We start from the raw sequence: 26,731 nt of genomic DNA, 5'->3' as shown, positions 1-26,731 counted from the left end.
CAATTTCAAACGGAAAACCCGTAATATTCCCATTCTGCCGCTGAAACCTTGAGCGCCATCTGTTCGTATTCGGCCTGTTTGATCTTGGTAAACGCTGTGTGGAAGCGTTCGCCAAGCGTGCGTTTGTTGAACTCGGACGCGGCAAACTGATCAATCGCATCCAGCCAGTGACGCGGCAGGTCATTGGGGGCCTTTGCCTCGCCGATTTCATCTTCGCACGGTTTGCCCGGATCGATTTTGCCTTCGATCCCGTCAAGGGCGGCCCCCAGGGTCACAGCCGCGACCAGATAGGGGTTGGCATCAACCCCGGCAATACGGTGTTCGAAATGGCGCGTTTTGCCCGGTGTGCCCGGTACACGCAATGCCACAGTGCGATTTTCAACACCCCAGTCATCAGAGGCCGGTGAATACATCGCCGATGCAAACCGTCGCCAGGAATTCATGAACGGGGCGAGCAACAACATCGTTTCACCAATCGTGCCGCGAATGCCGCCAATCGCGTTGAGCATCAAGGGGCTTAACGATCCATCCGCCTGATCGGCAAACAGGTTATTGCCGTCTTGGCCTGCAAGCGACAGGTGCAAATGCATGCCCGATCCGGCTTCATTGCCGAACGGCTTGGGCATAAAGACCGCTTCCTTGCCAAAACGCCGCGCCACGGTGCGGATCAAACGTTTGGCGATGATCACGTCATCGGCCGCGCGCATCAGATCGCGATAGCGGATGGTCATTTCATACTGGCCCGGACCATATTCCGAAATCAGGGTTTCCAGTGTCAGGTCAAGATGCTTTGCACCTTCATAGACCGCATCAAAAAGCGGTGACATTTCGTCAATTTCATCGACCGACATGGTGTTGCGCAATTTGCTGCGCCGTTTGGTGATGGCGTAGGATGCCGGGTGATACAGGCCTTGGGCATCCGGGGTCTGGTCGACCAGATAAAATTCAAGTTCGAACGCGCCCATCGGATAGAAGCCAAGATTTTCTGCCCGTTTGACCTGCGCGCCGAAAACATTGCGCGGATCAACGTCATGCGGCGCGCCGTCTTCTTCATACATGGCAATCAAAAGCTGCCCGCGGCCGGTATGGGGCAGATAGCCAAGCGTGCCCGGCACTGGCCAGCAGCGGCAATCGCCGCCGCCGCCAGTTTGCACAAGGCCGCAATCATCCACATCCTCGCCACTGACATCCTGCCCGAACAGGGAGCTCGGCAAGCCGCGCCCGGATTTATAGATGCCTTCAAGTTCGTGACGGCGGATCGTTTTGCCCCGGCCGATGCCGTGAAAGTCGGTCAGGATGATGTCGACGGCCTCGACATCGGGATATTTGGCCAGAAAGTCCTGTGCTTCGGACAATTGACTTCCACTTGGCGATGGGGCGTTTGCGGTGGCCACGGCACGATTTCCTAAAATGCTGACAGGGCCCTGCGGGTGCAGAACCAATTCCAAAACTGGGCGCGATATTAGCCCTGATAACGACGGAAGAAATAGCGATCTTTTGGAACGCCTTCGGGCAGCGGTTCGGCAATCGTGCCCGGCACATCGATTTTCTGGTCCGATGCCACAATTGCACCCTTGATCAATGCCGGGGGCAGGGTTGATCCGATAAAGGACGCGATCTTGGCATTAAGCGCCTCGTCCCCGGTACCGACATCGGAATGAACCAGTGCGACCTTGCCTTTGAAACGTTCAACCGCCTTCGGCAGGGTTTCAAAGATATCGCCAAGGAACAAATGGTCATCATCGGGGATACATTTCGGGTGGGCTGCGATCTGCCGGTCAAAGACGAAAATCTCGCGATCCGGCATGATTTCGCGCAGGTGATCAAACGTGCGCCCGTTGCCAAGCCCGACTTCAAGCACGATGCCGTCCTGATCCTTGATCATTTCTGCTGCCGCATTCAGGCAATCGCGTTGGGCTTGAAGACGGCGGATAACGCTGTTCAGACGGGACATTGTGCAAAAGGCTCCGGGTTGTTTTTTAGTTGCTAAGCACTTGATTTAAAATCTTTGCCCTTTGGCGCAATCAGCATTGCGCCAAAGGGCATCAGTCTTAGGCGACAAACTTGGTGGACTCAAATGCCGGGACGCGTGCGTCAAAGGTTTCAAGCCATGTGACCAGTGCCGGATAGCTTTCGCGCCATTTGCCCTCAAAGCGCAGATCAAGATAGCCCAGCGCACAGGCAATCGCGACATGGCCAATCGTCAGGTCACCTTCCAGTGACGGGGCATTGGCACTCAGATGATCAAGGGATCTTTTGACCTTGTCCGCCTGATAGGACAGCCAGTCGCCATGGCGTTTTTCTTCCGGGCGCATGCGGCTTTCATAGACCTGCAGGATGGATGCATCGACAATGCCGTCGCCAAGCGCTTGAAGGGTCAGGGCATCCCACCGTGCATCGCTTTCGGTGGGATGCAGGCTGGTGCCATCGACCTGCGCATCAAGATATTCACAGATCACGCGGCTATCGAAAATCTTGCGACCGTCCTCAAGGATCAGGATCGGAATTTTACCCAGCGGGTTTTGCTGGCGCAGGGTATCAGCCGGGTCGTTGGTGTTTGAATCTTCAACCGTCAGCTGGTCATAAATGCCAAGCATCTTGGCAACGATTTTGACTTTCCGGCCAAACGGCGACGGACCACTCGAACGCAATATCATGGTTTTCCTCCGGGCATATCAGGTGTTTGCCCGCAGTCTAATGGCGAAAGGTGATCGCTAGGAACCGAAATTTTGCGAAAAGATTTTCAAGACCCGGCGCGGTTGCTGGCAGGACCCGGATCAGCCCTATCGCGTTGCCCCTCGTCACCCAGTCCGGCCAGATGCAATTCACGGGCAAGCCGCACGGCAGGCCGACCGGCAAAGAACACCGATCCGATGATAAACAGCCACGTCCCGGCCTTGACCGTTGCATCATCAAGAAACAACACACTGCCGACGATAAACAGGACGGCCGCCAAAAGGTCGATGACCGAATAGGCAATTTCATAGGCGCTGTAAATCTGGCGATGGCGCGGGCTGGCGTCAAAGCGGCGGGATCGAAATAGCTTCATCACTGGATCTCTTTCGCGGAGCTGTGTCTGGGCATCCAACGCCTGAGCGTGCAAAACGGTTCCGATGCGTGTTCTGGCGTCGTGTCCTAACGCCGGGCGCGCGGATGGGTGCCGTTATAGACCGCCATCAATTGTTCGGTATCGACCGCGGTATAGCGCTGGGTCGTTGAAAGCGATGCGTGGCCGAGCAAATCCTGAATGGTACGCAAATCACCCCCCCCGGCCAAAAGATGCGTCGCAAACGAATGGCGCAGCGCATGCGGGGTGGCGGTATCGGGCAGGTTCAGAAGTTCGCGGACCTTGCGCATTTCACGCTGGGCGACTTGTGCCACAAGCCGATTGCCGCGTGCGCCCAGAAACAGGGGATCATTACCATCGGGCGCAAACGGGCAGATGCGGACATAATCCTCGATCGCGTCGCGCACGATGGGCAGAACCGGGACAAGGCGTTGTTTGTTGCCTTTACCGGTGATCACCATCGAATCCCCGGTCGGGCGTTGATTGGCATTCAGATCAAGCGCCTCTGAAATACGCAGGCCGCAACCATACAGCAGGGTGAAAAGGGCAAGGTTACGTTTGCCAAGCCACGGCTCATCCTGCCAGGCATCGGCGTTTTCCAGCACCGCCATGGCGTCATCTGGCGCCAGCGGTTTGGGCGTTGATTGCGGCAGGCGGGGATTGCGGATCGACTGCACCGCGGCGTTTTGACCGCGCCCGGACCGTTCAAGAAACCGGTAAAAATTGCGCAAGCTTGATAGTGCACGCGCGGTCGACGTCTTGGCCATGCCATCCATGCTGCGGCGCGCCAGCCAGCTTCGAAAATCGCGCGGATTCAGGCGGAGCAAGTCCTTAAGCGTCGGAGCATCGCCAAGATGGTCTTTGACGAAGCCCAGAAAGGCATAAAGATCGGCCAGATAGTTTTCGGTCGTGTGGTTGGACGCGCGACGCTCATTGGCAAGCCAGCCACGCCAGTCGGCAATGGCGTCGCGCACATCCTGTGGCAGGGTGATGGCGGTCAGACCGTTTGGGTCAGCCATCGACGCACACCAAACTCGATAACGGATGCCAGGAACATGATCAGGTCATTGGCCTGCGCCGGGCTGAAATAATCCGGCTCCTTGACGCCAAACGCAACAAGCCCGACCGGATCACCATAAAATGGTGCCAGGCGCACAATTGCCGCAGACCGGATTTCAGATGCCTTCGGGCCAAAAATCGCCTCGTCGCCGGCATCATCTGGCAACAGCCAGACATCGTGCTCGTCCCCCAGAACCTGATCAACCGCACCGACGACAAGTCGACGCACCCGGCCATCACAACTTGGTACCGGGGCTTCCTTGCATTCTTCAAAGCACAGCGCAATCGCATCAAGATCGAGAAGTTCTGGCACAAGGTCCTGAAGTGCCTCGACAAAGGTTTCAAACCCCCGCGCATTCAAAAGGGCCAGAACCGCACGGTGGATGCGGCTTTGGGTTTCGAGGTTGGATTTGGAAATATTGATCAGTTCACTGGTCGCACCGCGCAGCTTTTCACGTTCATCGCGCAGGCGGGCAACGACATATTGCTGCATGTCGGCAACGCCATTGCCCAGTTCGCGCATCGGCAAATCAAGACTTTCAAGCAAGTCCGGGCGCGTAGTGAAGAATTCAGGATGTTCGGCAAGGTAGTCCGCCACATCGTCGGCGCGCAAAGCTGTCTTTTCCATCGGTTCCGGCTTGAAAAGTGAGAAACAAAAAACCCGGCTGCCACAATGCGGGCTGCCGGGTTAAATGCATGTTAAAAACCGCGCGCGATGCGGGTTTTTATATGTTTGTCGCGATCAGCGATCCAAAATCAGAGGATCGACTGGCCGGTTTTTTCCCAATCGGCGAGGAAGGCTTCAAGGCCCTTGTCGGTCAGCGGGTGTTTGGTCAACTGGCCCAGAACCTGCGGCGGGATGGTGACAACGTCAGCACCGAGACGGGCCGAGTCGACAACATGCTGCGGGCCACGTGCCGAAGCAACAAGCACTTCTGTGGTCCAGTTCGGGTAGTTGCCATAAACATCAACGATGTCGGCAATCAGCTGCATACCATCCGAGGAAATGTCATCCAGACGGCCAACGAACGGCGAAACATAGGTCGCACCGGCTTTGGCTGCCAGAATGGCCTGACCGACCGAGAAGCAAAGGGTTACGTTGGTCTGAATGCCTTCGTCGGTGAAGGTACGGCAAGCCTTGAGGCCATCAGCAGTCAGCGGCAGCTTGACGACGACATTGTCGGCGATTTTGGCAAGCTTGCGGCCTTCGGCAACCATGGTTTCGTAATCGGTCGCAGCAACTTCTGCGCTGACCGGACCGTCAACAACTTCACAAATTTCCTTGATCAGTTCGAGAAACGGTCGGCCAGACTTTGCTACCAGCGAGGGGTTGGTGGTGACACCGTCCACGAGGCCGGACATGGCCAGTTCGCGGATTGCGTCGATGTCAGCGGTATCGATGAAAAACTTCATTGGAATTCCTGTTTAGGACCTGTTGTTCAATGATGCGGTTAGCTGCTAGGTTCTGGATCATCTGATGACGGAACCAGATCCTTGCTGTGGGACCGTTTGTTTCTGTGCCCATTGTCTGGCGTTCCTGAAACGGCTCGGTCTGATGGGCAACCTCACGGGGTTTATAATATATGCGTGCCGCAAAGGCCACCTCTGGAAATTTGTTTGCGAATGATCCGGCCTTTGAGGTAACCGCCCAGACCGTGAGCGTCCTGCCGCCGCTGCCTTTGGCCGGACCATATGACTATCTGGTGCCCGAAGGCGTTTCTGTCGCACCCGGCGATTTCGTTGAAATTCCACTTGGTCGTCAAACCCAGCGCGGTGTCGTCTGGGGCGATGCCAAGGGCGATGTTGATCCCGCCAAGCTGCGCGAAATTTTCGGTGTTCTGCCAACTCCGCCGATGGCGGATGTCACCCGCAAATTTATTGACTGGGTATCGGCCTACACCATGGCGCCGCAAGGGGCTGTGTTGCGTATGGCCATGAGCGTGCCAGATGCGCTTGAGGCCCCCAAGCCGATCTTTCGATTTACCCTAAATCCGGAATTTGACGCGACATCTCTGCGCCTGACGCCGCCGCGCAAACGCGTTCTGGCGTTTCTGGCCGATCATCCGCCGATGGAACAGGGTGATATCCTGCGCGAAACCGGTGCCGGGGCAAGTGTGATCAAGGGGCTGGTCGACGCTGGCGCTGTGCAGCGCCTGATGGTCTCCCCGCCATCACCGTTTGAGGCACCTGATCTTGATATACCACGCCCGGATTTGTCGCCCGAACAGAACGAGGCCGCAGACGCGCTGTGTGCGCGCCTTGATGATGGGGGCTTTTCCTGTACGCTTCTGGATGGTGTGACCGGGTCGGGCAAGACCGAAGTTTATTTTGAGCCGGTCCGTGCCGCACTGGCGCAGGGCAAGCAGGTTGTGGTCCTGTTGCCGGAAATCGCACTTTCGGCCCAATGGCTGCAACGTTTCCGTGACCGGTTTGGTGTCGAACCCGCCCTTTGGCATTCCGAAGTCGGGCAGGCCAGGCGTCGTGATACCTGGCGGGCGGTGGCCGATGGATCAGCCAAGCTTGTCGTCGGGGCCAGGTCGGCCCTTTTCCTGCCCTATCATAATCTCGGCCTGATCGTGGTCGACGAGGAACACGAACACGCGTTCAAGCAGGAAGATGGCGTGATGTATCATGCCCGCGACATGGCGGTGACACGGGCGCATCTGGGCAATATCCCTATTGTTCTCGCTTCCGCGACCCCATCGCTTGAAACCTTGGCCAATGTTGAAGCCGGGCGCTATCAGCATGTTCAACTTGGCAGTCGTCATGGTGTGGCGGTGTTGCCAAGTGTCGAGATCATCGATATCCGCCAGGACAAACCCCAACGCAATCGCTGGATCACGCCGACGCTTAAAAAACGGCTGGCAGAAACCTTTGCCAACGGCGAACAGGCGATGCTGTTCCTGAACCGCCGGGGCTATGCACCGCTTACGCTGTGTCGGGCCTGTGGTCATCGGTTCCAGTGCCCGAACTGCACCGCCTGGTTGGTTGAGCATCGGGCATGGGGCAAATTGCAATGTCATCATTGCGGTTATCAGGCCAAGGCGCCTGATGCCTGTCCGTCCTGCGGCGCGGAGGGCAAACTGGCCCCCTGTGGTCCGGGGGTGGAACGCCTGTATGAAGAGGCGGTTGAGACTTTCCCCGATATCCGGGTCGAGGTCGCGACATCCGATAACATCATGGGGCCCAAGGCCGCGGCACAGCTGATTGATCGCGTGCATAATCACGAAGTCGATCTTCTGATCGGCACACAGATTTTGGCCAAGGGCTATCACTTCCCCATGCTGACGCTGGTCGGGGTGGTTGATGCCGATCTTGGCTTGGCCGGGGGTGATTTACGTGCGGCTGAGCGCAGCTATCAATTGCTGACCCAGGTGGCGGGCCGCGCAGGCCGCGGCGATCGCCCCGGAACGGTGATGCTGCAAACAGCTGATCCGGCCAATCGCGTGATCAAGGCAATTGCCGCCGGTGATCGCGATGCCTTTAACGAGGTGGAGCTGTCCCAGCGCATGACCCATGGCATGCCGCCACACGGTCGGCTGGCCGCCCTTATTATCAGTGGCAAAAAGGAGAGCGAGGTCGATGAGGCCGCCTGGCGCATCGGCCGGGTCGCGCCGCGCGGTGATGGCCTGATGGTTCTGGGCCCGGCACCAGCACCTTTGTCGCTTTTACGCGGGCGTTATCGTCGGCGCTTCATGATCCGGGCGGACAAGTCGGTCAAGATGCAGGCGCTTATCCATGATTGGCTGTCAAAGGTCAAAACGCCGGGCAGTGTGCGTGTGCAGGTCGATATCGACCCCTACAGCTTTATGTAAGTCGGGATTGTTTTTCGTCGTGTCGCTTATTGCGAATATTGCGACTGCCACCAGTCATACCCGTCCGGTCCAAGGTATCTTTCAAAGATACGAAGCAACCGGCCATCTTCGCGCATTTCGCGGATGATTTCGTCATACCGGCTCAGGAACGCTTCCTTGTCGGGATAATCGGACGCCTTTGAGAACACATTATAATAGGGCGCACGACGCAGTGGCGGATACAGGAAGGCGATCTTGTTGCGATAGCGATTCTGCAGACTGTCATAAATCGTGTTGAGGTAATTGACCGGTACCGCGTCAAACCGGTTTTGCAGCAACATCGGGATCAGAAGGTCACTGCGGGCCACTGTCTGGATATCAAGACCCGAATTCCAGAAGGCGCTGGTATAGGAATAGTCGGCCGCGGCCCCGATCCGAACCCGAGCGAGATCGGAAAATTCCTCGAACCGGATTTTTTCTTTGTCCTCGGCCCGGATTGCAAATCGCCAATCCAGCAGCAGATGCGCCTCATTGGGATACAGCAAGAATTCGGCGCGCTCGTCATTCATCGAAAGCGTCAGGACGATGTCCGATTGGCCGTTGCGGGCGTTATGCAGCAAACGGCTGCCATTATCGACAAACCGGAACACATAATCACGGATTCCCATAGTGCGCAGCACCTCGGTCATGATGTCGATATCAATGCCCATGGGGTCTTCATGGTCAACCCATTTCAGCGGGGCTTCTTCAAGACCCTCGATCACAAGGGTGCGGGCCGAGGGGCTTTTCCACGATAACAGGATCAGGCACACTGCTGCACAAAGGCAAATTCCCAGTTCAAGGAAGCTTTGTTTTCGTGCCGTTGGCGTCTTCATTGTCGTTCCTGTTGTCCTGAAAACGGCGCAGGTGCATCTGCTGTCATATTATATTTAGGGAGTTAATTTGATAATGCTTTGTGAAAGTAATAACGAATCATCTGAAAATCAGCGCAGCATGTGCGATTGGGCAGAGCAGACATTTGGCCCGGTCAGTGATCCGGCATCACTCGTCGACCGAGCCCTTCTGGAAATGCAGGAACTTGGCGAAGCGGTTCAGGATCGCGACGTCAGCGAGATCGGCAAAGAAGCCGCCGATGTTCTGATTTTGCTGTATCGGCTGGCAGATCAGTTCGACCTCGATCTTGATCAGGAAGTGCAGGCCAAGATGGCGATCAATCGATCAAGAACCTGGGTATCAAAGGGCGATGGCACGGGATCACACGTCTGAAACCATCCAAACCGGTTTGGTCACATTTACGCGGGCCATCCGGACAAGCCTTCACGAGTATTCAACTCGATATAGGAATCGCGCTGAGCGATTCTGTCGACATATTGGCGCAGGGTTGGCCTGTCGATGGCCGGGCACGGCATGTTGCGCGACCATCGCATCAGCATGACGGCCAACATGTCGACCATCCCGAAATGATCGCCAAGAAGATAGTCGCCCTTTTTCAAAAGCCGCGCCTCAAAATCATCCCAGACAGAACAGATCCGCTTTTCGGCCAGTGCCTTGACGGCATCGGCCCCTTCCGGATTGCCGTCCTTGGCCGCATACAGCCAGTCGCGCATTGCCGGCATCAGCGTATTGGCGATGTAGATGGCAAGTTGCAGCCATTCTGCTTTTTGGGGACTCCCGACGTCAGGCACCAGTCCACTGCCGGGATGGCGTTCTGCCAATAGCATCATCAGGGCGACTGTTTCCCCGTATGCGACCCCATCAATGACCAATGTGGGCACACGCCCCGACGGGTTGAGCTTCAGATATTGCGGGTCACGTTGTTCGCCACGATCAATATCAACCAGGAAAGCCTCAAAGGGCACATCGAGTTCAATCAACATCCAGTGCACTGCCATGCTGGCGGCCCCCGGTGCGTAAAACAGGTGATAATTCATGGTCGGTGATCTCGATGCGGTTGGTTGGCGACTAGAAACAAGACACTAGTGAAATCCCGTGCTGGTATCCAGCATCAGCTAACTCCCAACAGCAGATCAATTTAGGCAAGCCCGTAGGTCAGGTGTGAAGTCGGTTACAGTTTTGATCGGTTTGTCCCGATAATCGCAGCCAGGATAAAAACCAACTCTGTGCAATTCGGGGATTCGTCGCGTGAATCAGGATTTCATTAACCTTGCGAGCTCATCCCCAACCAGAGGCATCTTATTAAATAGTTGTAAGCCTGCCTTAAAAATGGGCGATTTCGGGGTGTTTTGGCCGAACTTTGCCAAAGAATGGAAAAGAGGGCGCAATTGCGCTTGCGCGGGGGTTGCCCACTCAAAGGACATGTGATACCAAACGCTCGCTTCCCGGAAGGAAACCCTTTCGGGGGATCATTTTTTTATACGTATCCGAGTCGTTCTCATAACCAGAATTGAGGGCTTTCACCGGTGTCCCAAAATACTGCCGCGACCGGGCTCCAAGGGCGCTACGCCACAGCACTATTTGACTTGGCCAACTCGGCCAACCAGCTTGATGCTGTCAAAAGCGATCTTGAATTGCTCGACCAGGCCATCGCAACCAGCGATGACCTCCGGAATGTACTCCGCAGTCCCGTGATTTCCCGGGACGTGCAGGCCAAGGCGATGGCGGCTCTTCTGGACAAGCTTGGCGTTTCCGAGTTGACCAAGAAGACCGTAGGGCTTCTGTCTCAGAAGCGTCGTCTGTTTGCCCTGCCGGATGTCATTGATTCCTACCTTTCCATGCTCTCGGCTCACAAGGGCGAAGTTACCGCACAGGTGACCTCGGCTTCCGAGCTGAAAAAAGAGCAAATCGAAGCCGTTACCGGCGCTCTCAAAGAAGTTGTCGGCGCCACTGTAAAAGTGGACCTTAAAGTTGATCCGGCTGTTCTTGGCGGTCTTGTCGTCAAGGTCGGTTCCCGGGTTTTTGATGCCTCGCTTCGTACTAAACTGCAGAAGCTCGAGCTCGCTATGAAAGGGGTTGCGTGATGGAAATCCGCGCCGCGGAAATCTCCGCTATTCTTAAGGATCAGATTGCCAATTTTGGTGCTGAAGCCGAAGTTGCCGAAGTCGGTCAGGTTCTGTCTGTCGGTGACGGTATTGCCCGTGTTTACGGTCTGGACAACGTCCAGGCTGGTGAACTCGTTGACTTCCCGGGTGGCATTAAGGGCATGGCCCTTAACCTCGAAGAAGACAACGTTGGTGTCGTGATCTTCGGTTCTGACCGTTCGATCAAGGAAGGTGACCAGGTTAAACGTACTGGCGCCATCGTTGACGTTCCGGTTGGTAAAGAACTTCTTGGTCGCGTTGTTGACGGTCTGGGCAACCCGATCGACGGCAAAGGCGAACTGGGTGCAAAAGAACGTCGCCTTGCTGACGTCAAGGCACCGGGCATCATCCCGCGTAAATCGGTTCACGAGCCGGTACAGACCGGTATCAAGTCGATTGACTCGCTGATCCCGATTGGCCGTGGCCAGCGTGAGCTGATCATTGGTGACCGTCAGACCGGTAAAACCGCCATCATCGTTGACACCATTCTGAACCAGAAGCCGGTGAACGATGCAGCGAAATCCGACAGCGACAAGATGTTCTCCATCTATGTTGCAGTTGGTCAGAAACGTTCGACCGTTGCACAGGTTGTTAAGGTCCTTGAAGAGCGCGGCGCGATGGAAAACACCATCATTGTTGCTGCGACCGCATCCGACCCGGCACCGATGCAGTTCATCGCACCGTTCGTTGCTTGCGCAATGGGTGAGTACTTCCGTGACAACGGCATGCACGCAACCATCTTCTATGATGATCTGTCCAAGCAGGCTGTTGCTTATCGTCAGATGTCGCTGCTGCTTCGCCGCCCGCCGGGACGTGAAGCATTCCCGGGTGACGTCTTCTATCTGCACTCCCGTCTGCTGGAACGTGCGGCAAAGATGAATGACGAAAACGGCGCTGGCTCGCTGACCGCACTTCCGGTTATTGAAACCCAGGGTAACGACGTTTCGGCGTTTATTCCGACCAACGTGATCTCGATCACCGACGGTCAGATCTTCCTTGAAACCGACCTGTTCTACAAAGGCGTACGCCCGGCTGTGAACGTTGGTCTGTCGGTTTCGCGTGTTGGTTCGTCCGCACAGATCAAAGCGATGAAGCAGGTTGCTGGCTCGATCAAGCTGGAACTCGCTCAGTATCGTGAGATGGAAGCATTCGCACAGTTCGCATCGGATCTTGATCCGGCAACCCAGAAACTTCTGGCCCGTGGCGCACGTCTGACCGAGCTGCTCAAGCAGCCGCAGTACTCGCCGCTCAAGGTCGAAGAGCAGGTTGTTGTGATCTACGCTGGTGTTAAAGGCTATCTCGACAGCATTCCGGTGAACAAGGTTCGCGCCTTCGAAGAACAGTACCTGTCCGAAATTCGTTCGGCTGGCGCTGATATCCTCGATGCGATCCGCACCGAGAAAGTTTTGTCCGATGACAGCGAAGCCAAGCTTAAAGCGTTCCTCGACAAGTTCGCGAAAACCTTCGCGTAAGACTGAAACTTAGGCGAAGGAGGAAACGCAATGGCTAGTTTGAAGGATCTGCGCTCGCGCATTGCCAGCGTCAAATCGACGAGGAAGATTACCTCGGCGATGAAGATGGTGGCAGCCTCCAAGCTCCGTCGTGCACAGGATGCAGCGGAAGCAGCCCGTCCCTATGCTGAACGCATGGGGACGATGCTGGGCCGTCTTGCAACTGCCGTCGGCAGCAATGAAGGGGCGCCAAAGCTTCTGGCCGGTACCGGTAAGGATGATGTGCATCTGCTCGTCGTCTTCACCGCGGACCGTGGCCTTTGCGGTGGTTTTAACGCATCGATCGTCAAAGCAGCCCGTCTGAAAGCCAAAGCCCTGCAGGCTGAAGGCAAGACGGTGAAGCTGATCTGTGTTGGCCGCAAGGGTGCAGATGCGCTCAAGCGTGAATTTGGTGACAATATTGTCGCCCGGTATACTGGCATCGAGGGCAAGAAGGGGATTGATTTCTCTTCGGCAACCGAGGTGGCAGACAAGGTTCTGGCGCTTTACGACGAAGGCGAATTCGACGTCTGCACGATCTTCTACAACAAGTTCGTGTCCGCGATTTCGCAGGTGGCAACCGCTCAGCAGCTGATCCCGTTCACGGGTGAAGAAGCAGACGAGCAGGAAGAAGCAACTGGTTCTTCTGCGGTTTACGAATACGAACCGTCCGAAGAAGCCATTCTGGCTGATTTGCTGCCGCGTAACGTTGGCGTCCAGATTTTCGGTGCAATGCTTGAAAGCAGCGCATCTGAACACGGTGCGCGTATGTCCGCGATGGATAACGCAACCCGCAATGCCGGCGATATGATCGACCGACTGAGCATCCAGTACAACCGCTCACGTCAGGCTCAGATCACCAATGAACTGATTGAAATCATTTCCGGCGCCGAGGCTTTGTAAGCGGGTCGCAGGAAGTTAACGGATAGCTTTGTCCGAGCAGGAGACAATAACTATGGCGAACAAGAAGGCGGGGAAAATTTCCCAGGTAATGGGCGCCGTCGTCGACGTTAAATTCGACGGCGATCTGCCTCCCATTCTGAATGCGCTGCATGTTGACAACAACGGTCAGCGTCTGGTTCTTGAAGTTGCACAGCACCTTGGTGAAAATGCGGTCCGTACGATCGCAATGGACACCACCGAAGGTCTGCAGCGCGGTCAGGAAGTCACCGACACCGGTGATGCGATCTCGGTTCCGGTTGGTCCGGAAACCCTTGGTCGTATTCTGAACGTTATCGGTGAGCCGGTTGACGAACGTGGTCCGGTTAATGCAGCCAAGACCTCTCCGATCCACCGTGAAGCACCTGACTTCATCGACCAGTCCACCGAAACCGAAATCCTTGTGACCGGCATTAAGGTTATCGACCTTATCGCGCCGTACACCAAGGGTGGTAAAATTGGTCTGTTCGGTGGTGCGGGCGTTGGTAAAACCGTCCTTATCATGGAACTGATCAACAACGTGGCAAAAGGCCACGGTGGTTACTCGGTCTTTGCTGGTGTTGGTGAACGTACCCGTGAAGGTAACGACCTCTATCACGAGATGATGGAATCGGGCGTTATCAACCCGGAAGGCGAATCCAAAGCCGCACTGGTCTATGGCCAGATGAACGAACCCCCGGGAGCACGTGCACGTGTTGCTCTGACCGGTCTGACCCTTGCGGAATACTTCCGTGATGAAGAAGGCCAGGACGTTCTGTTCTTCGTCGATAACATCTTCCGCTTTACCCAGGCTGGTTCGGAAGTGTCGGCACTTCTCGGTCGTATCCCGTCTGCTGTGGGTTATCAGCCGACGCTGGCAACCGACATGGGTGCGCTGCAGGAACGTATTACCTCGACCAAAAAAGGTTCCATTACCTCGGTTCAGGCAATTTACGTCCCGGCCGATGACTTGACTGACCCGGCACCGGCAACCTCGTTTGCTCACCTTGACGCAACCACCACGCTGAACCGTCAGATTGCCGAGCTCGGCATCTACCCGGCAGTTGACCCGCTCGACTCCACTTCGCGTGCTCTGGATCCGGGCGTCATTGGTCAGGAACACTACGAGACCGCGCGTGAAGTTCAGCGTGTTCTTCAGACCTACAAAGGCCTGCAGGACATCATCGCCATCCTCGGCATGGACGAGCTTTCGGAAGAAGACAAACTGGTTGTGGCACGTGCCCGTAAGATCCAGCGTTTCCTTTCGCAGCCGTTCCACGTTGCAGAAGTCTTCACCGGTACTCCGGGCGTGTTCGTTCAGCTCGAAGACACCATCAAGGCTTTCAAAGCGATCTGCGCTGGTGAATATGACCACATGCCGGAACAGGCATTCTACATGGTCGGCACCATCGAAGAAGCCATCGAAAAAGCCAAGAAGATGGCCGAAGCTGCCTAAGGCAGCTTTGGTCCCCCTCCGGCTAAGGAGCGAGGATTGTCATGACTGATACGACTGTACTGGAACTTGTTTCACCGTCTGCCCTGCTCAAATCCGAGCCGGTCGAGATGGTCGTTGTTCCGGGCACGGACGGGAATTTTGGTGTTCTGCCCAAGCATGCGCCGATGATCTCGACCATTCGTCCGGGTGTCATCGACATCTATGCAGGTGGTAAGGTTTCCGAACGTATCTTCGTTGCTGGTGGTGTTGCAGAGGTTAATCCCGAGCGTTGCACCATTCTGGCAGAAGAAGCGGTTCCGGTTTCCGATTTGAAAGCTGACGAAGCACAGGCCCGTCTTGAGGAGGCTCAGGCCGCTCTCAAGTCTGCCGAGACTGCACACGACAAAGCCAATGCCGAGCGCGCGCTCGACATTGCCCGTGCACAGATCCAGGCCCTGAGCAACTAAGCACTGCTTTCAGAAAATCATTTAAAAAGGCCGTCCTGATGGGGCGGCCTTTTTTGTTGTCCGATCTGGCTTTGGGGCGTTTTGGGGCTTTGGGGTTTCGGCCTAGCCGCGCCAGCCCGCCTGTGCACGCAAACTTGCTGCCTGCAAAATCCAGCCACCACCAAACCCAAGCACCACGATCGCGCCAAATGCCGACGCGATCATCGGTCCGGCGATTGTCACGACCTTCGCCAGATCGATGGTGCCGATGGCCTGTGCGGCGATAATTGCAATTCCGCTGCCTGCCATCAGTCCAACCAGTCCACTGATCGAAACCATCAGTCCGGTTTCAAGCGCCCCGGTTTGGCTGATTTGACGCGGCCGGATACCAAGGGCACGCAGCATGGCAAGTGTCTCAGTCTGGCGCTGGCGCAGCGCGATCAGCCCGCAAATAATCACCAGAACCGCGCCAAAGGTCGCAAGTGTGGTGATCGCGAGCAGCCCTGCGACCACACCGTCAAACAAGCGGGTCAGTTTTGCCAGAACGTCGTTGACGAAAATCACCGGTATGTCGCGATGGGTCTCAAGGATCGGGGCCATTGATGCCCTTGCATCCATTGTGTCATTGAGCTGCACAGCACTGATAACTCCATGGTCAAAGGCCGGCGACATCGGCGACAGCACAATCGGGAAATCAAGGTCAAGTCGGGTCCAGTCAATCTGACGCAGATTGGCAATGCGGACGTTATGGGGTTTTCCCATGATATTGACCGTCAGGCTGTCCCCCACCGCTGCACCGATTGCCTGTGCGACACCGGCGTCGATGGATGCCAGACCTTCGTTAACGCTCTCTGGCGGCCACCACTGGCCATCTGTAAGCGTGCTTTCGGTCATGTATGCTGTCGGACGATCCGTCCATGACATGCCCCGGTCGCCGCGCAGGAACCAGTGATAGCGCCGTGGTACTTGGGCCTGCGTCAATGGCACGCCGTTCAGATGCGTGACCCGACCGTGCAGAAACGGCATCTGGGTGATGCTTTGAACACCATCAGCGCGCAAAATATCCGCCTGAAAGGCGTCTTGTTCTGTGGGCGGGATATCGAAAAACACCACATCCGGGGTCTGGAACGGCAAGACAGATTTCAAATGCTGACTCGCCAAGCTGCCAAATAGCATAACCGCGGTCAGGCATGCCATCGCCAGGCCAAAGGACGCGGTGATGGTCACGGTCGGCGCAGATGGTCGGGCGATATTGCGCAATGCCAAACGAAGGGTGGGGGAAAGGCGATGTCGTGTTGATAACTTTCCTGCGATGGCCCGGATTATCCGCCCGAGACCGACGAAAAGAAGCTGACATCCGACAAGAACCGCCAACAAGACAAGCGAAAACCAGCCAAGGTCAATCAGGGCACTGGCAATGCCAAGCAAGCAGGCTGCAATGAGGGCCTTTATGATCATGAGTTTGGTTGAACGGCGTTTTATGGTGCCCTGCGTTTCACGGCGATCCTGATGGCGAAACAGGCAGGCCGGCGAAGCTTCACTGGCATCGCGGATCGGGTTGATAGCAACAAGGGCAACAAAGCCGAAAACAAAGCCCGCAATCAACGGGCCATTCTCGAAAGTTGGCCTTGCGTCAAAGCCAAGCATTTCGGCGAACAACGGACCAAGCATCTCGCCCGCGATTACAGTTAAAACAACCGCAATCAGGATAGCCAACGCAGTAACAAGTCCCATTTGCCAGATAATGCTGGTGGCAACTTCCTGTGGCCGGGCGCCCAGACTGCGCAGGGTCGCAAAGCGAGGGCGTCGGGCGGCAAGATCGGCTGTCAGGGCATTTCGGATCGCACTTGTCGCGATGGCAAAGATCGCAATTCCCATCAGGCTGACGAAGGCAGACGCGAAATCCCCGATGCGTTCGAGCCCGGGGACGCCGTCCGCAGCACTGACAATCCGCCATCCGCTGTCAGGGAATTGGTCCTCGATGATCGCAATAATCTGATCCGGCGATCTCGTGTTATCCGGTGGCAGCTTGATCCGCAAATACCAGTAAACCTGCTTGCCCGGTACCAAAAGTGGGCTGTTGCGATACGCATCTAGCCCGACAATCACGCGGGGGCCGAGCGAGAACAGCCTGAATTTGCGTTCGGGCTCGGCGGCGATGCCCGCGCGGATCTGATAAGGCTGACCCCCAAGATAAAGAGTATCGCCAACCCTGTACCCACCGCCTTCAATCAGTTCGGGGCCAACAACAATACCGGGTTTGCCATCGCGGGTGCCAAGGGCTTCTGAAAGGGGAATGTCTGGCGACAGTTTCAGATGACCAAAAAGCGGATAGGCGGCATCAACCGCCTTCAGTTCGGAAAGCACTGCCGGTTGATTACCGGATGGCTGAACCATCACCCTTTGTTCGATTGTCAGGCTGAGCGTGCCAAGCGTTTCAAGAAAGGCAACTTCATCTGTCGTCGGTGCCCGGTGAAACAGACGCAGCGAGATATCCCCGCCGATGGTCTGTTGTGCAGACTGGCGCAACCCATCGCGAACCGACTGGGTCAGACTGACGGTCAGCACCAGAATGGTCGCGGCAAACACAAGGGTTGCGAACAGGGTAACAATGCCGATACCGGGCTTGCGCAATTCACGCAGCGCAAGCCGCAGGCTGGTCGGGATGGACTGGGATGTCAAAAGCAGAGATGTCGAGCGGCGCACGGCAGTCTCTCTGGCAGGGGGTTACGGCGTGGGGGTCAACGCCAGTCCCAGCCAGAAGGATTCGATCATTTTCATCAGTTCGATGAATTCTGTCACATCAACCGGTTTGCGCAAATAACAGTTTGCCCCGGCAGCATAGCACAGATCGACATCATGCTCGGCACCGGACGTTGTCAGGACGATTACCGGAATGGATGCGCAATTGGGATCATTGCGGATATCGCGCAACATTTCGCGGCCATCCTTGCGCGGCATGTTGAGGTCCAGAAGAATCAGGCGTGGGCGCGGTGAATTGCGATACGGACCATCTTGCTGCAAAAACTGCAGTGCAGTCATCGCATCCTTTACGTGATGCAATTCAACCGGTTGTTTGAATTCCCGAAGTGCTTCGCGCACCAGGCGCGCATCACCAGGATTATCTTCAATCAACAACAGGTTGTTTATTGAACCGTTCTTTTGATCCGGCATGCTGATCCGCTATCCTTAGGGATGAGCTTTTGGTGCGCATGGTCATCCCTGATCTTTTGTTTTGTGAGCCTGTCAATATATTGATCCTAAAGAAAAAGATGGCCCCCACCATCGAAAGGTATTCTTTGGAATCACATATATGAGGTATTTCTTATCTATTCTTAAGTCTTAATTTCATACCTCAGCACGAACTTCAATTCAATAAGACTTCAGTAAAGTTGCAGATATTATCCGACTGTATGGGATATAATGGTTCAAAAGTGCAGGGAAAAGAGTTTCCGCAAAACAATTTTTATCGGCAATATTACCGATAAATGCCTGCTCAGTTCGCCGAGATGCCGATTTCCTGTGCCAGCGAGTCGAATCGGGCAATCAACTCCGGCTGGTCGGCAAACACCGTGCTGGCCTTCTCGAACGCCGCCTTGGCATCGTCTTCCCGGCCCAGCACCATATAGGCCTGCATCAGGCGGGCCCATCCGTCGGGATTGTTCGGCTCAGCCTCCAGCCGTTCGGCCAATCCATTGACCATCGACTTGATCATTTGCTGTTGCTCTTCAGGTGTCATTTCCTGCGCGGCGGCAATATCTTCCTGACTTGGGCCGGGGGACGTGTTTTCGGCAAGGTTCAGGCGTCCTTCAATGTCGATCCCCTGGGCAAGGGCGGCTTCGTTGATCCGGCCAACCACCATCGGCAACCACGGGGCATCGCCCGGTGCCTCATTGGCAAGTGCGATCCAGCGATCAACCGCGGCACCGACATTGCCTTCCTGCGCATCGGCAAGGCCAAGATAAAACTGGATGCGCGGATCGGTACTGTCAGTTTTTTCGGCTTCGCGCAGCACGCCGCGCGCGGTTGTGTTGATTTGGCCATTATTGCTGCGGATCAGGCTTTCGGCATACATGGCCAGATAATCACCGTCACGTCCCGATCGCTTGACGGTTTCAAGAAACGCGGTTTGTGCTTCTTCCGGGCGACCAAGCGCCATCAGGCTGGCGCCCAGCAATTCCCACGCCCGCAGATCATCTGGATTTTCCAAAAGCCTTTGCGACAGGTCGCTAACGGCACGATTAAGCACCGACTGGCGGTCTTCATCCGCCGTCTGGGCCATCCGCACGGCATTGATTTCATCGGTGCGGCTGGTGATCGGGCGGTCTGGCATGGTCGGATTGCCAAGATCAAGATAAAGCCCGAACCCGCCTGCGATGAACAGCACGATAAAGCCGGCGGCAATGGCCCGGACCGGCTTGTTTGCCGATGTCTGCTCGATGGTATCCGTGGGTTGTTGCTTTTTGATGCGCTGATCGGCCGCCAGAATACGGCGCTGAACTTCGGTGCGCGCGGCATCGGCCTGCTCGGCGCTTAGAACCCCGCGCTCAATGTCCCGGTCAATCTCGGAAAGCTGATCACGATAAACCGCCAAGTCGCGCGAAAGCTCGTTTTCCGGGCTGCCATCTTCAAGCTCCGATGCAGAGGACGCATCGCTTGTCTCATCCGACGCCGCTTTACGGTTACCGCCAAAAATCGGCCACAGAATGAACCCCGCAAGCAGCAGGGTAATCGCGCCAAGAACAATCCAGATGGTCATTATTTAGGTATCCTGTCCTTGGCTTATTCTGCGGGCACTGCTTTGGCGGCAGTCTTGTGGGAACGGGTCGGTGCCCCGATGCGATAACGACGATCCGAAAGCGACATCAAACCGCCAAACACCATGACAAGTCCGCCAAACCACATCCATGGGATCAGCGGTTTGACGTAAAACCGCGTGATCCATTTGCCGCTTTCATCCTGATCACCGATCACGGCATAGATGTCACCGGTGAAGCTTGACTGAATGCCGGCTTCTGTCGTTGGCATGCCTTCGACCGTATAGACGCGTTTTTCCGGCGTCAGGACAACGGTGCGTTCGCCCGGTGTGGTGATGGTGATTTCCGCTTCACGGGCGGCATAGTTCGGGCCCTGATATTCACGGATACCAGACAGGATAAAGGTATGCCCGGCAAGTTCGGTGCTTTCGCCAACGGCAAGTGACTGAACGGCTTCTTCGGTCCAGGCCTGTGATCCGGTGATACCGGCCACCACGATTGCCACACCGGCATGGGCCAGCATCGTCCCATGGGCCGACCGCGGCAGATTGCGCATGCGGCGCAGGCTGGTGCTAATTGGCTCGCGGAACAATTTGATGCGGCCCGACCATTCAAGGATCGATCCGACAAACAGCCAGGCTGCCAGCCCCATCCCGAACAGGGCAAAGGCCGGGCCACCCGAAAGCCAAAGTGTCACCAGCACGACACCGGCGGCAACCGCAAGGGCGATCTTGAGCTTGTTAAACACGCCCAAAAGGTCGGCACGTTTCCACGGCATCAATGGCCCAAAGGCCATCGCGACAATCACCGGCGTGATGATCGGAACGAAGGTCGCATTAAAGAACGGTGCACCGACTGAGATTTTTTCGCCAGTCAGGGTTTCAAGCAGCAACGGATAAAGCGTGCCGAGCAACACCATGGCTGCGGCAATCGACAAAAGGACATTGTTAAAAATAAGCGCCCCTTCGCGCGAGATCGGCTGAAACAGCCCGCCGCCCTTCAATGTCGGTGCCCGCCAGGCATAAAGTGTTAGCGACCCGCCAACGGCAATGAACAGCAGGAACAGGATAAACACCCCGCGCGTCGGATCGGTGGCAAAGGCATGCACCGAGGTCAGCGCACCCGACCGCACAAGAAAGGTCCCCAGAAGCGAGAAGGAAAACGCCAGGATCGCCAGAAAAATGGTCCAGCTTTTAAGCGCGTCACGCTTTTCCACTACGATGGCCGAATGCAAAAGCGCGGTTCCCGCAAGCCATGGCATGAAGGATGCGTTTTCAACCGGGTCCCAGAACCACCAGCCGCCCCAGCCAAGCTCGTAATAGGCCCACCAGGAACCAAGCCCGATGCCGGCGGTCAAAAATACCCAGGCTGCCAGCGTCCAGGGGCGCACCCAACGTGCCCAGGCCGGATCAACCCGGCCTTCAATCAGGGCTGCCACCGCAAAGGCAAAGGCGACTGAAAAGCCGACATAGCCGAGATAGAGGAACGGCGGATGAATGGCGATGCCCGGGTCCTGCAACAGCGGGTTCATGCCTTCGCCGTCAAGCGGCGGGTTCAAGACGCGCTCAAACGGGTTCGACGTCAGAACAATAAACAGGATAAAGCCAGCCCCGATCAGCCCCATCACACCCAGCACACGGGCCAGTAGCGTCGGTGGCAAATTGCGACCAAATGCCGCAACCGCCCCACCAAACAGGGTCAGGATCAGCACCCAAAGCAGCATTGATCCTTCGTGATTGGCCCAAACCCCGGTGATCTTGTAGATCATCGGTTTGGAGGTGTGGCTGTTAGCCAGAACGTTAAGGACCGAGAAATCAGAACTGACATAGGCATAGGTCAGCGCAAGGAAACTCGCCGCGACCAGTGCAAAGCATGCCAAAGCCAACCGTGGTGCGACGGCCAGAAGTGCGGCGTCACGCCGCGATGCCGCCAGAAACGGTACGGTGGATTGGGCAACTGCCATCACCAATGACAGTATCAGCGCGTAATGTCCGATCTCTACAATCATATTATCGTTTCTCGTCCCTAGCAGGCTTTACAGTATCAATTATGTGCCCAGATGCGACATATAATCCCTTTAAAAAGGCTTGGAAACCTTGCGGAATATCAAATATGCGCTATTTGCTGCCCTAGGACGGGCGAAAATATGGCAATAGACATTACATATTGTACGCAAACAGGCTATAAAACGGTGGTCAGTAAGCGTATTGGTAGGCCAGAGGTTGACAGCTGATGAGTCAATGTCCCGTCATTGACATAGCACAGAAAGAGACTTGGGCGCGTCGTGCAACGACGGCCTCCATTGTCATTGCTGCGACACTGATCCTGATCAAGGCTGTCGGCTGGTTCCTGACCGATTCCGTCAGCCTTCTATCTTCCATGATTGATAGCATGCTTGATGTTGGTACCTCTGTGATCAACTTCATGGCGGTGCGTTCGGCCTGGCGTCCGGCCGATTACGATCACCGCTTTGGCCATGGTAAGGCAGAACCGCTGGCGGGGCTTTTCCAATCGGCCTTCATGATTGGCGCGGCGATCCTGGTTCTGGCAGAGGCGGCATCGCGCATCACCGAACCCATGCCGATTTCATTTGCCGTTGAAGGCCTTTGGATCATGGGCGTTTCGCTGATCATGACCATTGGCCTGGTTTTGCTTCAGCGCAAGGCGGTGCGGATTTCAGGCTCGGCCGCGGTCGAGGCGGACTCGCTTCATTACAGCAGCGATATTCTGTCCAATCTGGCGGTGATGATTGCCCTGTTTGGCGGGATGTCTGGCCTAGCCTGGGCCGATCCGGCGATTGGTGGACTGGTTGCGATCTTCCTCCTCTATTCCGCGGTCAAGGTTGGTCGGACCTCGGTCAAGGTTCTGATGGATGCGGAACTGCCCGAATCTGATAGCCAGCGCATCATCGAACTGACGATGAAAAACCCCGATGTCATCGGTATCCACCGTCTGCGGACCCGTTCATCGGGCGTGCATCGCTTTGCCGAGATCGAATTGATCATGGATGGTGGCATGCTGATGCGCGAATCGCACACCATCTGTCATCAGGTGATGGACAGCATCCGTGCCGAATATCCCGATCTCGATATCACCATCCATCCGGAACCGCCCGAAGACATCCATCTTGATGAATTCAGCGGCTATACCGAGGATCCGGAATTCTGGCACACCGGCCGCGCCAAACGTGCTGGCCAACATGACATCCCGGTCAATAACAGTGGCGGCGAAGTTGCGGCCATGGGGCGCTAGGCGCCAGCCGGTTTCACAGATGATCACAAAAAAATGGCGGACCCGCTCGGGCCCGCCTTTGTTTTATGCAGTGTTTTTGCAGTTTGCTGTGTTGAAACCTAAAGAACGGTCAACATGCTTGCGACCAGCGGGTGACGGACAATGTCCTTGTCACGCAGCTGGACACAGGCGACATCCTCGACATTTTCAAGACGTTCGGACATTTCCGAAAGACCCGACATTTCAGGCAGAAGGTCGGTCTGGTCCGGGTCGCCGGTCAGGATCATGGTGGAGTTCCAGCCAAGGCGGGTGACCAGCATCTTAAGCTGTCCGTATGTGCAGTTCTGCGCCTCGTCGATCACCACAAAGGCGTTGTTGAGTGTTCGACCCCGCATATAGCCGATCGGTGCAATTTCGATCGTGCCGTCCGAGATATAAGTCTTAAGGCGCTTCGCACCCAGTCGGTCATTGAGCGCATCATAAAGCGGGCGCAGATACGGGGCCATTTTGGCTTCGACGTCGCCTGGCAGGAAGCCGATATTTTCCCCGGCCTCAACCGCCGGGCGGGCCAGAACGATGCGGGCGATGTCGCCGTTATCAAGCGCTTCGACTGCCTTGGATACAGCGATATAGGTCTTGCCGGTGCCGGCCGGGCCAAGGGCCATGACCAGATTGTAATTGTCGATGGCATCCATCAGGGCTGCCTGATTTTCACTTTTCGGGCGGATGTTGCGGCGGTAGCTTTGATCGCGTTGTCCTTTCTGTTCTGTTCCGGTCTGATCCGACCCGCCAAGCGGGTGCCAATCAGCATTGTTTTCATCAAACAGTTCATGAACATTGTTATTAGACTGCTGCGGACGGTTACGACGACGTGCTGCGCGCTTACCCATGACAATCACCTCAACAAAGTGGCCAAAAAAGCAAAACGCGCCATTCCGTTATGGAAAGGCGCGCATTCAATTTTCATCTCGCGATGGAAGTGGCGGTAGGAGTTTCCGCCGGTCACAGCATGTTGCATGTGCGATCCGGGGGGCGAAAATTCTCGGTTTAAGACGCTTTTTCGCGGCACTCGGGAACTCCTCCTGCGGTCCAGTTATTGACCGTTAATTGGAATCGTACCCCTATATGCAGTGTCTTGTCACGGCTTTTTGCGCGATTAAAGTTTCATGAATTCGCTTTATGAGTCTTTTCAGGTATTTATCCCGCATCTGCGAAGGAAGTTTTTTCCAATCAACCGTGCGTTGGTGTCGCTGAGCGCGATGGCAGGGCGCTACTGATCACCCAGGCGAGCGTTAAAAACGCGATTGATGTCACAAGGCATCCGACCAACCCGCCATAAAGATACGCCACCCCCGAAAGCACCGTTCCGGTCAAACGCCCGATGGCGTTCGACATATAATAGAACCCGACATTCATCGCGACCTTGTCGCCCTCGGCATAGGCAAGGATCAGGTAGGAATGCAGCGATGAATTGATCGCAAAGACAATCCCGAACACCAATAATCCACCCAGAACGGCAAGTTCCGGGGCAAAGTCCTGTGTGATGGCGATGGCAATAGCAGCAGACACGGCAATAAGGGCGGCGATCCAGATTTGCGCGGTGCGGCCATCCGGTTCGCGGGTTTTGGCACGCAGCATCTTCGGCGCAATGGCCTGAATAAAGCCATATCCGATCACCCAAAGAGCCATGTAACTGCCGACCTCGATATGGCCCCAGCCAAGCTCGGACGCCAGAAACACCGGCAGGCCCACGACAAACCAGATATCGCGCGATCCAAACAAAAACAGACGGGCGGCGGACAGCACATTGATCTTGCTATCACGCGAAAAGACATCGCGAAATTTCGGCTTCATCGCGCCGGCCGGGCCTGCCATCGCAGAGCCGAGCGATATCGCAACCGCAATCAGGGTCAGGGCAAGGCCCGCGGCCATCGCCAAAAGCGCACCTGAAAAACCAAGCCAGGACAGCAACGCACCACCCATGAAAAAGCCCACACCCTTAAGCGCGTTCTTTGACCCGGTCAAAAGTGCGACCCAGCGGAAAAGCGCCCCTTCGGCATGGGCAGGCACCAGAACCTTGATCGCCGATTTGCTCGACATCTTGGTCAGATCCTTGGCCACCCCCGATGCCGCCTGAAGCCCCATGACATAGGCGACCGAAATCGCGGGGAGCCAATCGGGGTTGGTAAATGAAAGCGCGGTCAGCGATGCGATTTGCAATGCCAGTCCGGCAAACAGGGTAAAACGCAATCCGCGTGCCTGCGCCAGCCATCCACCGACCAGATTGGTGACGATCCCGGCCACTTCATACAGGATGAACAACAGCGCGATTTCAAATGCCGAATAGCCCAGCGCATGAAAGTGCAACAGCACCAGCATACGAAGCGCCCCGTCGGTCAACGTAAAGCCCCAATAGGCCCCGGTGACCAGCGCATAGTTGCGGATTGCGGCCGACATTTTTGCTATTTCCCCAACAGGTGTTGCGCGACTTTGGCCGCCAAATCCGCCATCCGGCAGACATATCCCCATTCATTGTCATACCAGGCCAGGATTTTGACCTGCCGCTTGTCGATCACCATGGTCGATCCGGCATCGATAATCGAAGAACGGCTGTCATTAAGGTAATCGGCACTGACCAGCGGGCGTTCTTCATAGCCAAGAATACCCGCAAGATAGGTTTCAGATGCCTCGCGCATCAGGCGATTGATGGTTTCGACATCGGTGTCTTCTGCGACTTCAAACACGCAATCGGTCAGCGACGCATTGAGCAACGGGACACGCACGGCAATACCGTTCAGCTTGCCCTTGAGTTCCGGGTAAATCATTGTGATCGCGGTCGCCGACCCGGTGCTAGTCGGGATTAGCGATTGCAGGCAGGACCGCGCACGGCGCAAATCCTTGTGCGGCAGATCGACAATCGTCTGGGTGTTGGTCACATCATGAATGGTGGTGATCGATCCATGCACGATGCCAAGTTTCTCATGCATGACCTTGACCACCGGCGCCAGACAGTTGGTCGTGCAGCTCGCCGCGGTCAAAAGGTGATGCTGCGTTGGGTCATAAAGATCATCATTCACGCCATAGACGATATTAAGCGCACCTTCTTTGACCGGGGCGGCAACGATGACTTTCTTAACCCCCTGATCAAAATAGGGCTGCAATGTCTCGGGCGTTTTGAACTTGCCGGTGCATTCCAGGACAATGTCACATCCCATGCCGACCCAATCGGTTTCTCCGGGGGTGGCATTTTCGCTAAAACTGATTTTGTGCGTTTGATCGATCACGACGTGATCATCGATGCTGGCAACTCCATTGCCCCAGCGGCCATGGACCGAATCAAATTCCAGCAAGTGGGCTGCGGTAACAGCCCCGCCCTTGATTTCGTTGATATGGACAAACTCAAGGTCCGGGTGCCCCCATCCTGCGCGCAGAACCAGACGGCCCATGCGGCCGAAACCATTGATGCCAATGCGGATTTTGCGGCTCATATTAGGGC

The 26,731-nt window shown here is 56.0% G+C and carries 24 protein-coding genes; 8 read left to right on the top strand and 16 right to left on the bottom strand.

Annotated features, from left to right (window positions below):
* Positions 1 to 5 precede the first annotated feature (5 nt).
* The 7 genes from TH4_RS11660 to fsa form a co-directional block, all read right to left on the bottom strand.
* Entirely contained in the window at positions 6 to 1,394 is a 1,389-nt protein-coding gene (locus TH4_RS11660) for a glutamine synthetase family protein (protein WP_064781222.1), read from the bottom strand.
* A 68-nt stretch (positions 1,395 to 1,462) separates the two neighbouring features.
* Positions 1,463 to 1,954 (bottom strand): class I SAM-dependent methyltransferase, encoded by a 492-nt coding sequence (locus tag TH4_RS11655; protein ID WP_063089237.1) that lies wholly within the window; start codon positions 1,952 to 1,954, stop codon positions 1,463 to 1,465.
* 97 nt (positions 1,955 to 2,051) lie between these two features.
* A complete protein-coding gene (locus tag TH4_RS11650; RefSeq protein ID WP_064781221.1) occupies positions 2,052 to 2,657 on the bottom strand; it encodes a glutathione S-transferase family protein in 606 nt (201 codons plus the stop codon).
* 86 nt (positions 2,658 to 2,743) lie between these two features.
* Positions 2,744 to 3,049 carry a YrhK family protein gene (locus tag TH4_RS11645; protein ID WP_064781220.1) on the bottom strand — a complete coding sequence of 102 codons (306 nt, stop codon included), beginning with the start codon at positions 3,047 to 3,049 and terminating at the stop codon, positions 2,744 to 2,746.
* An 86-nt stretch (positions 3,050 to 3,135) separates the two neighbouring features.
* Positions 3,136 to 4,086, bottom strand: a complete 951-nt coding sequence (locus TH4_RS11640; protein ID WP_064781219.1) for a tyrosine recombinase XerC — start codon at positions 4,084 to 4,086, stop codon at positions 3,136 to 3,138.
* Positions 4,065 to 4,754, bottom strand: coding sequence for a DUF484 family protein (locus TH4_RS11635; RefSeq protein WP_008889756.1), 690 nt, complete (start codon positions 4,752 to 4,754; stop codon positions 4,065 to 4,067). Before TH4_RS11635 ends, TH4_RS11640 begins: the two co-directional genes overlap by 22 nt.
* Before the next feature lie 128 nt (positions 4,755 to 4,882).
* Positions 4,883 to 5,539, bottom strand: coding sequence for a fructose-6-phosphate aldolase (gene fsa / locus TH4_RS11630; RefSeq protein WP_008889757.1), 657 nt, complete (start codon positions 5,537 to 5,539; stop codon positions 4,883 to 4,885).
* 170 nt (positions 5,540 to 5,709) lie between these two features.
* Between fsa and TH4_RS11625 the strand changes: the two genes are divergently transcribed.
* A complete protein-coding gene (locus TH4_RS11625; protein ID WP_083997071.1) occupies positions 5,710 to 7,941 on the top strand; it encodes a primosomal protein N' in 2,232 nt (743 codons plus the stop codon).
* 26 nt (positions 7,942 to 7,967) lie between these two features.
* On the opposite strand, the gene TH4_RS11620 is transcribed toward TH4_RS11625, so the two are convergent.
* Positions 7,968 to 8,795 (bottom strand): substrate-binding periplasmic protein, encoded by an 828-nt coding sequence (locus TH4_RS11620; protein WP_064781218.1) that lies wholly within the window; start codon positions 8,793 to 8,795, stop codon positions 7,968 to 7,970.
* A 73-nt stretch (positions 8,796 to 8,868) separates the two neighbouring features.
* On the opposite strand from TH4_RS11620, the gene TH4_RS11615 reads away from it, so the two are divergent.
* Complete coding sequence (locus tag TH4_RS11615; RefSeq protein WP_064781217.1) at positions 8,869 to 9,186, top strand: MazG nucleotide pyrophosphohydrolase domain-containing protein; 318 nt, start codon at positions 8,869 to 8,871, stop codon at positions 9,184 to 9,186.
* A 26-nt stretch (positions 9,187 to 9,212) separates the two neighbouring features.
* Here the strand turns inward: TH4_RS11615 and TH4_RS11610 are convergent, their stop codons facing one another.
* Positions 9,213 to 9,851: a glutathione S-transferase family protein gene (locus tag TH4_RS11610; protein ID WP_064781216.1), complete on the bottom strand. Its 639-nt coding sequence runs from the start codon at positions 9,849 to 9,851 to the stop codon at positions 9,213 to 9,215.
* Positions 9,852 to 10,340: 489 nt separating this feature from the next.
* Here TH4_RS11610 and TH4_RS11605 point away from each other — a divergent pair, with 489 nt between their 5' ends.
* Genes TH4_RS11605 through atpC form a run of 5 tightly spaced genes read left to right on the top strand, consistent with a single transcriptional unit; the run spans position 10,341 to position 15,268 of the window.
* A complete protein-coding gene (locus TH4_RS11605) occupies positions 10,341 to 10,898 on the top strand; it encodes a F0F1 ATP synthase subunit delta (RefSeq protein ID WP_040823053.1) in 558 nt (185 codons plus the stop codon).
* Positions 10,898 to 12,430: a F0F1 ATP synthase subunit alpha gene (gene atpA, locus TH4_RS11600; protein ID WP_008889762.1), complete on the top strand. Its 1,533-nt coding sequence runs from the start codon at positions 10,898 to 10,900 to the stop codon at positions 12,428 to 12,430. The genes TH4_RS11605 and atpA overlap by 1 nt, the downstream gene beginning before the upstream one ends.
* Positions 12,431 to 12,460: 30 nt before the next feature.
* Positions 12,461 to 13,351: a F0F1 ATP synthase subunit gamma gene (locus TH4_RS11595; protein ID WP_064781215.1), complete on the top strand. Its 891-nt coding sequence runs from the start codon at positions 12,461 to 12,463 to the stop codon at positions 13,349 to 13,351.
* A gap of 52 nt (positions 13,352 to 13,403) precedes the next feature.
* The gene (gene atpD, locus TH4_RS11590) at positions 13,404 to 14,822 is read left to right on the top strand and encodes a F0F1 ATP synthase subunit beta (RefSeq protein WP_008889764.1); all 1,419 of its coding nucleotides are present in this window, start codon (positions 13,404 to 13,406) and stop codon (positions 14,820 to 14,822) included.
* Positions 14,823 to 14,863: 41 nt separating this feature from the next.
* Positions 14,864 to 15,268, top strand: coding sequence for an ATP synthase F1 subunit epsilon (gene atpC, locus TH4_RS11585; RefSeq protein WP_008889765.1), 405 nt, complete (start codon positions 14,864 to 14,866; stop codon positions 15,266 to 15,268).
* Positions 15,269 to 15,370: 102 nt separating this feature from the next.
* Here atpC and TH4_RS11580 read toward each other — a convergent pair whose 3' ends face one another.
* The 4 genes from TH4_RS11580 to TH4_RS11565 form a co-directional block, all read right to left on the bottom strand.
* Positions 15,371 to 17,953: an ABC transporter permease gene (locus tag TH4_RS11580; RefSeq protein WP_157097745.1), complete on the bottom strand. Its 2,583-nt coding sequence runs from the start codon at positions 17,951 to 17,953 to the stop codon at positions 15,371 to 15,373.
* A gap of 21 nt (positions 17,954 to 17,974) precedes the next feature.
* Entirely contained in the window at positions 17,975 to 18,421 is a 447-nt protein-coding gene (locus tag TH4_RS11575; protein WP_008889767.1) for a response regulator, read from the bottom strand.
* A gap of 322 nt (positions 18,422 to 18,743) precedes the next feature.
* Positions 18,744 to 20,006 carry a c-type cytochrome biogenesis protein CcmI gene (gene ccmI / locus TH4_RS11570; RefSeq protein ID WP_064781213.1) on the bottom strand — a complete coding sequence of 421 codons (1,263 nt, stop codon included), beginning with the start codon at positions 20,004 to 20,006 and terminating at the stop codon, positions 18,744 to 18,746.
* Between the two features lie 23 nt (positions 20,007 to 20,029).
* Positions 20,030 to 22,012: a heme lyase CcmF/NrfE family subunit gene (locus TH4_RS11565; RefSeq protein ID WP_064781212.1), complete on the bottom strand. Its 1,983-nt coding sequence runs from the start codon at positions 22,010 to 22,012 to the stop codon at positions 20,030 to 20,032.
* 224 nt (positions 22,013 to 22,236) lie between these two features.
* Between TH4_RS11565 and TH4_RS11560 the strand changes: the two genes are divergently transcribed.
* Positions 22,237 to 23,256: a cation diffusion facilitator family transporter gene (locus TH4_RS11560; protein WP_008889770.1), complete on the top strand. Its 1,020-nt coding sequence runs from the start codon at positions 22,237 to 22,239 to the stop codon at positions 23,254 to 23,256.
* Positions 23,257 to 23,354: 98 nt separating this feature from the next.
* Here TH4_RS11560 and TH4_RS11555 read toward each other — a convergent pair whose 3' ends face one another.
* The 3 genes from TH4_RS11555 to TH4_RS11545 all read right to left on the bottom strand — a co-directional run bounded on the left by TH4_RS11555 (position 23,355) and on the right by TH4_RS11545 (position 26,723).
* A complete protein-coding gene (locus TH4_RS11555; protein WP_008889771.1) occupies positions 23,355 to 24,125 on the bottom strand; it encodes a PhoH family protein in 771 nt (256 codons plus the stop codon).
* A 340-nt stretch (positions 24,126 to 24,465) separates the two neighbouring features.
* A complete protein-coding gene (gene arsJ, locus TH4_RS11550) occupies positions 24,466 to 25,692 on the bottom strand; it encodes an organoarsenical effux MFS transporter ArsJ (RefSeq protein WP_064781211.1) in 1,227 nt (408 codons plus the stop codon).
* Between the two features lie 5 nt (positions 25,693 to 25,697).
* Positions 25,698 to 26,723, bottom strand: coding sequence for an ArsJ-associated glyceraldehyde-3-phosphate dehydrogenase (locus TH4_RS11545; protein WP_064781210.1), 1,026 nt, complete (start codon positions 26,721 to 26,723; stop codon positions 25,698 to 25,700).
* Between the last annotated feature and the right edge of the window lie 8 nt (positions 26,724 to 26,731).

The organism is Thalassospira tepidiphila MCCC 1A03514 (genome assembly GCF_001662875.1).
Taxonomy (GTDB): Bacteria; Pseudomonadota; Alphaproteobacteria; order Rhodospirillales; family Thalassospiraceae; genus Thalassospira; species Thalassospira tepidiphila.
Note: the sequence above shows the minus strand (reverse complement) of the source record. Positions and strands in the feature narration are given on the sequence as shown.

Coding starts and splice junctions, on each gene's coding strand:
- TH4_RS11655 (WP_063089237.1), bottom strand. CDS start 1,954: ATGTCCCGTCTGAACAGCGTTATCCGCCGTCTTCAAGCCCAACGCGAT.
- TH4_RS11650 (WP_064781221.1), bottom strand. CDS start 2,657: ATGATATTGCGTTCGAGTGGTCCGTCGCCGTTTGGCCGGAAAGTCAAA.
- TH4_RS11645 (WP_064781220.1), bottom strand. CDS start 3,049: ATGAAGCTATTTCGATCCCGCCGCTTTGACGCCAGCCCGCGCCATCGC.
- TH4_RS11640 (WP_064781219.1), bottom strand. CDS start 4,086: ATGGCTGACCCAAACGGTCTGACCGCCATCACCCTGCCACAGGATGTG.
- TH4_RS11635 (WP_008889756.1), bottom strand. CDS start 4,754: ATGGAAAAGACAGCTTTGCGCGCCGACGATGTGGCGGACTACCTTGCC.
- fsa (WP_008889757.1), bottom strand. CDS start 5,539: ATGAAGTTTTTCATCGATACCGCTGACATCGACGCAATCCGCGAACTG.
- TH4_RS11625 (WP_083997071.1), top strand. CDS start 5,710: ATGCGTGCCGCAAAGGCCACCTCTGGAAATTTGTTTGCGAATGATCCG.
- TH4_RS11620 (WP_064781218.1), bottom strand. CDS start 8,795: ATGAAGACGCCAACGGCACGAAAACAAAGCTTCCTTGAACTGGGAATT.
- TH4_RS11615 (WP_064781217.1), top strand. CDS start 8,869: ATGCTTTGTGAAAGTAATAACGAATCATCTGAAAATCAGCGCAGCATG.
- TH4_RS11610 (WP_064781216.1), bottom strand. CDS start 9,851: ATGAATTATCACCTGTTTTACGCACCGGGGGCCGCCAGCATGGCAGTG.
- atpA (WP_008889762.1), top strand. CDS start 10,898: ATGGAAATCCGCGCCGCGGAAATCTCCGCTATTCTTAAGGATCAGATT.
- TH4_RS11595 (WP_064781215.1), top strand. CDS start 12,461: ATGGCTAGTTTGAAGGATCTGCGCTCGCGCATTGCCAGCGTCAAATCG.
- atpD (WP_008889764.1), top strand. CDS start 13,404: ATGGCGAACAAGAAGGCGGGGAAAATTTCCCAGGTAATGGGCGCCGTC.
- atpC (WP_008889765.1), top strand. CDS start 14,864: ATGACTGATACGACTGTACTGGAACTTGTTTCACCGTCTGCCCTGCTC.
- TH4_RS11575 (WP_008889767.1), bottom strand. CDS start 18,421: ATGCCGGATCAAAAGAACGGTTCAATAAACAACCTGTTGTTGATTGAA.
- ccmI (WP_064781213.1), bottom strand. CDS start 20,006: ATGACCATCTGGATTGTTCTTGGCGCGATTACCCTGCTGCTTGCGGGG.
- TH4_RS11565 (WP_064781212.1), bottom strand. CDS start 22,012: ATGATTGTAGAGATCGGACATTACGCGCTGATACTGTCATTGGTGATG.
- TH4_RS11560 (WP_008889770.1), top strand. CDS start 22,237: ATGAGTCAATGTCCCGTCATTGACATAGCACAGAAAGAGACTTGGGCG.
- TH4_RS11555 (WP_008889771.1), bottom strand. CDS start 24,125: ATGGGTAAGCGCGCAGCACGTCGTCGTAACCGTCCGCAGCAGTCTAAT.
- arsJ (WP_064781211.1), bottom strand. CDS start 25,692: ATGTCGGCCGCAATCCGCAACTATGCGCTGGTCACCGGGGCCTATTGG.
- TH4_RS11545 (WP_064781210.1), bottom strand. CDS start 26,723: ATGAGCCGCAAAATCCGCATTGGCATCAATGGTTTCGGCCGCATGGGC.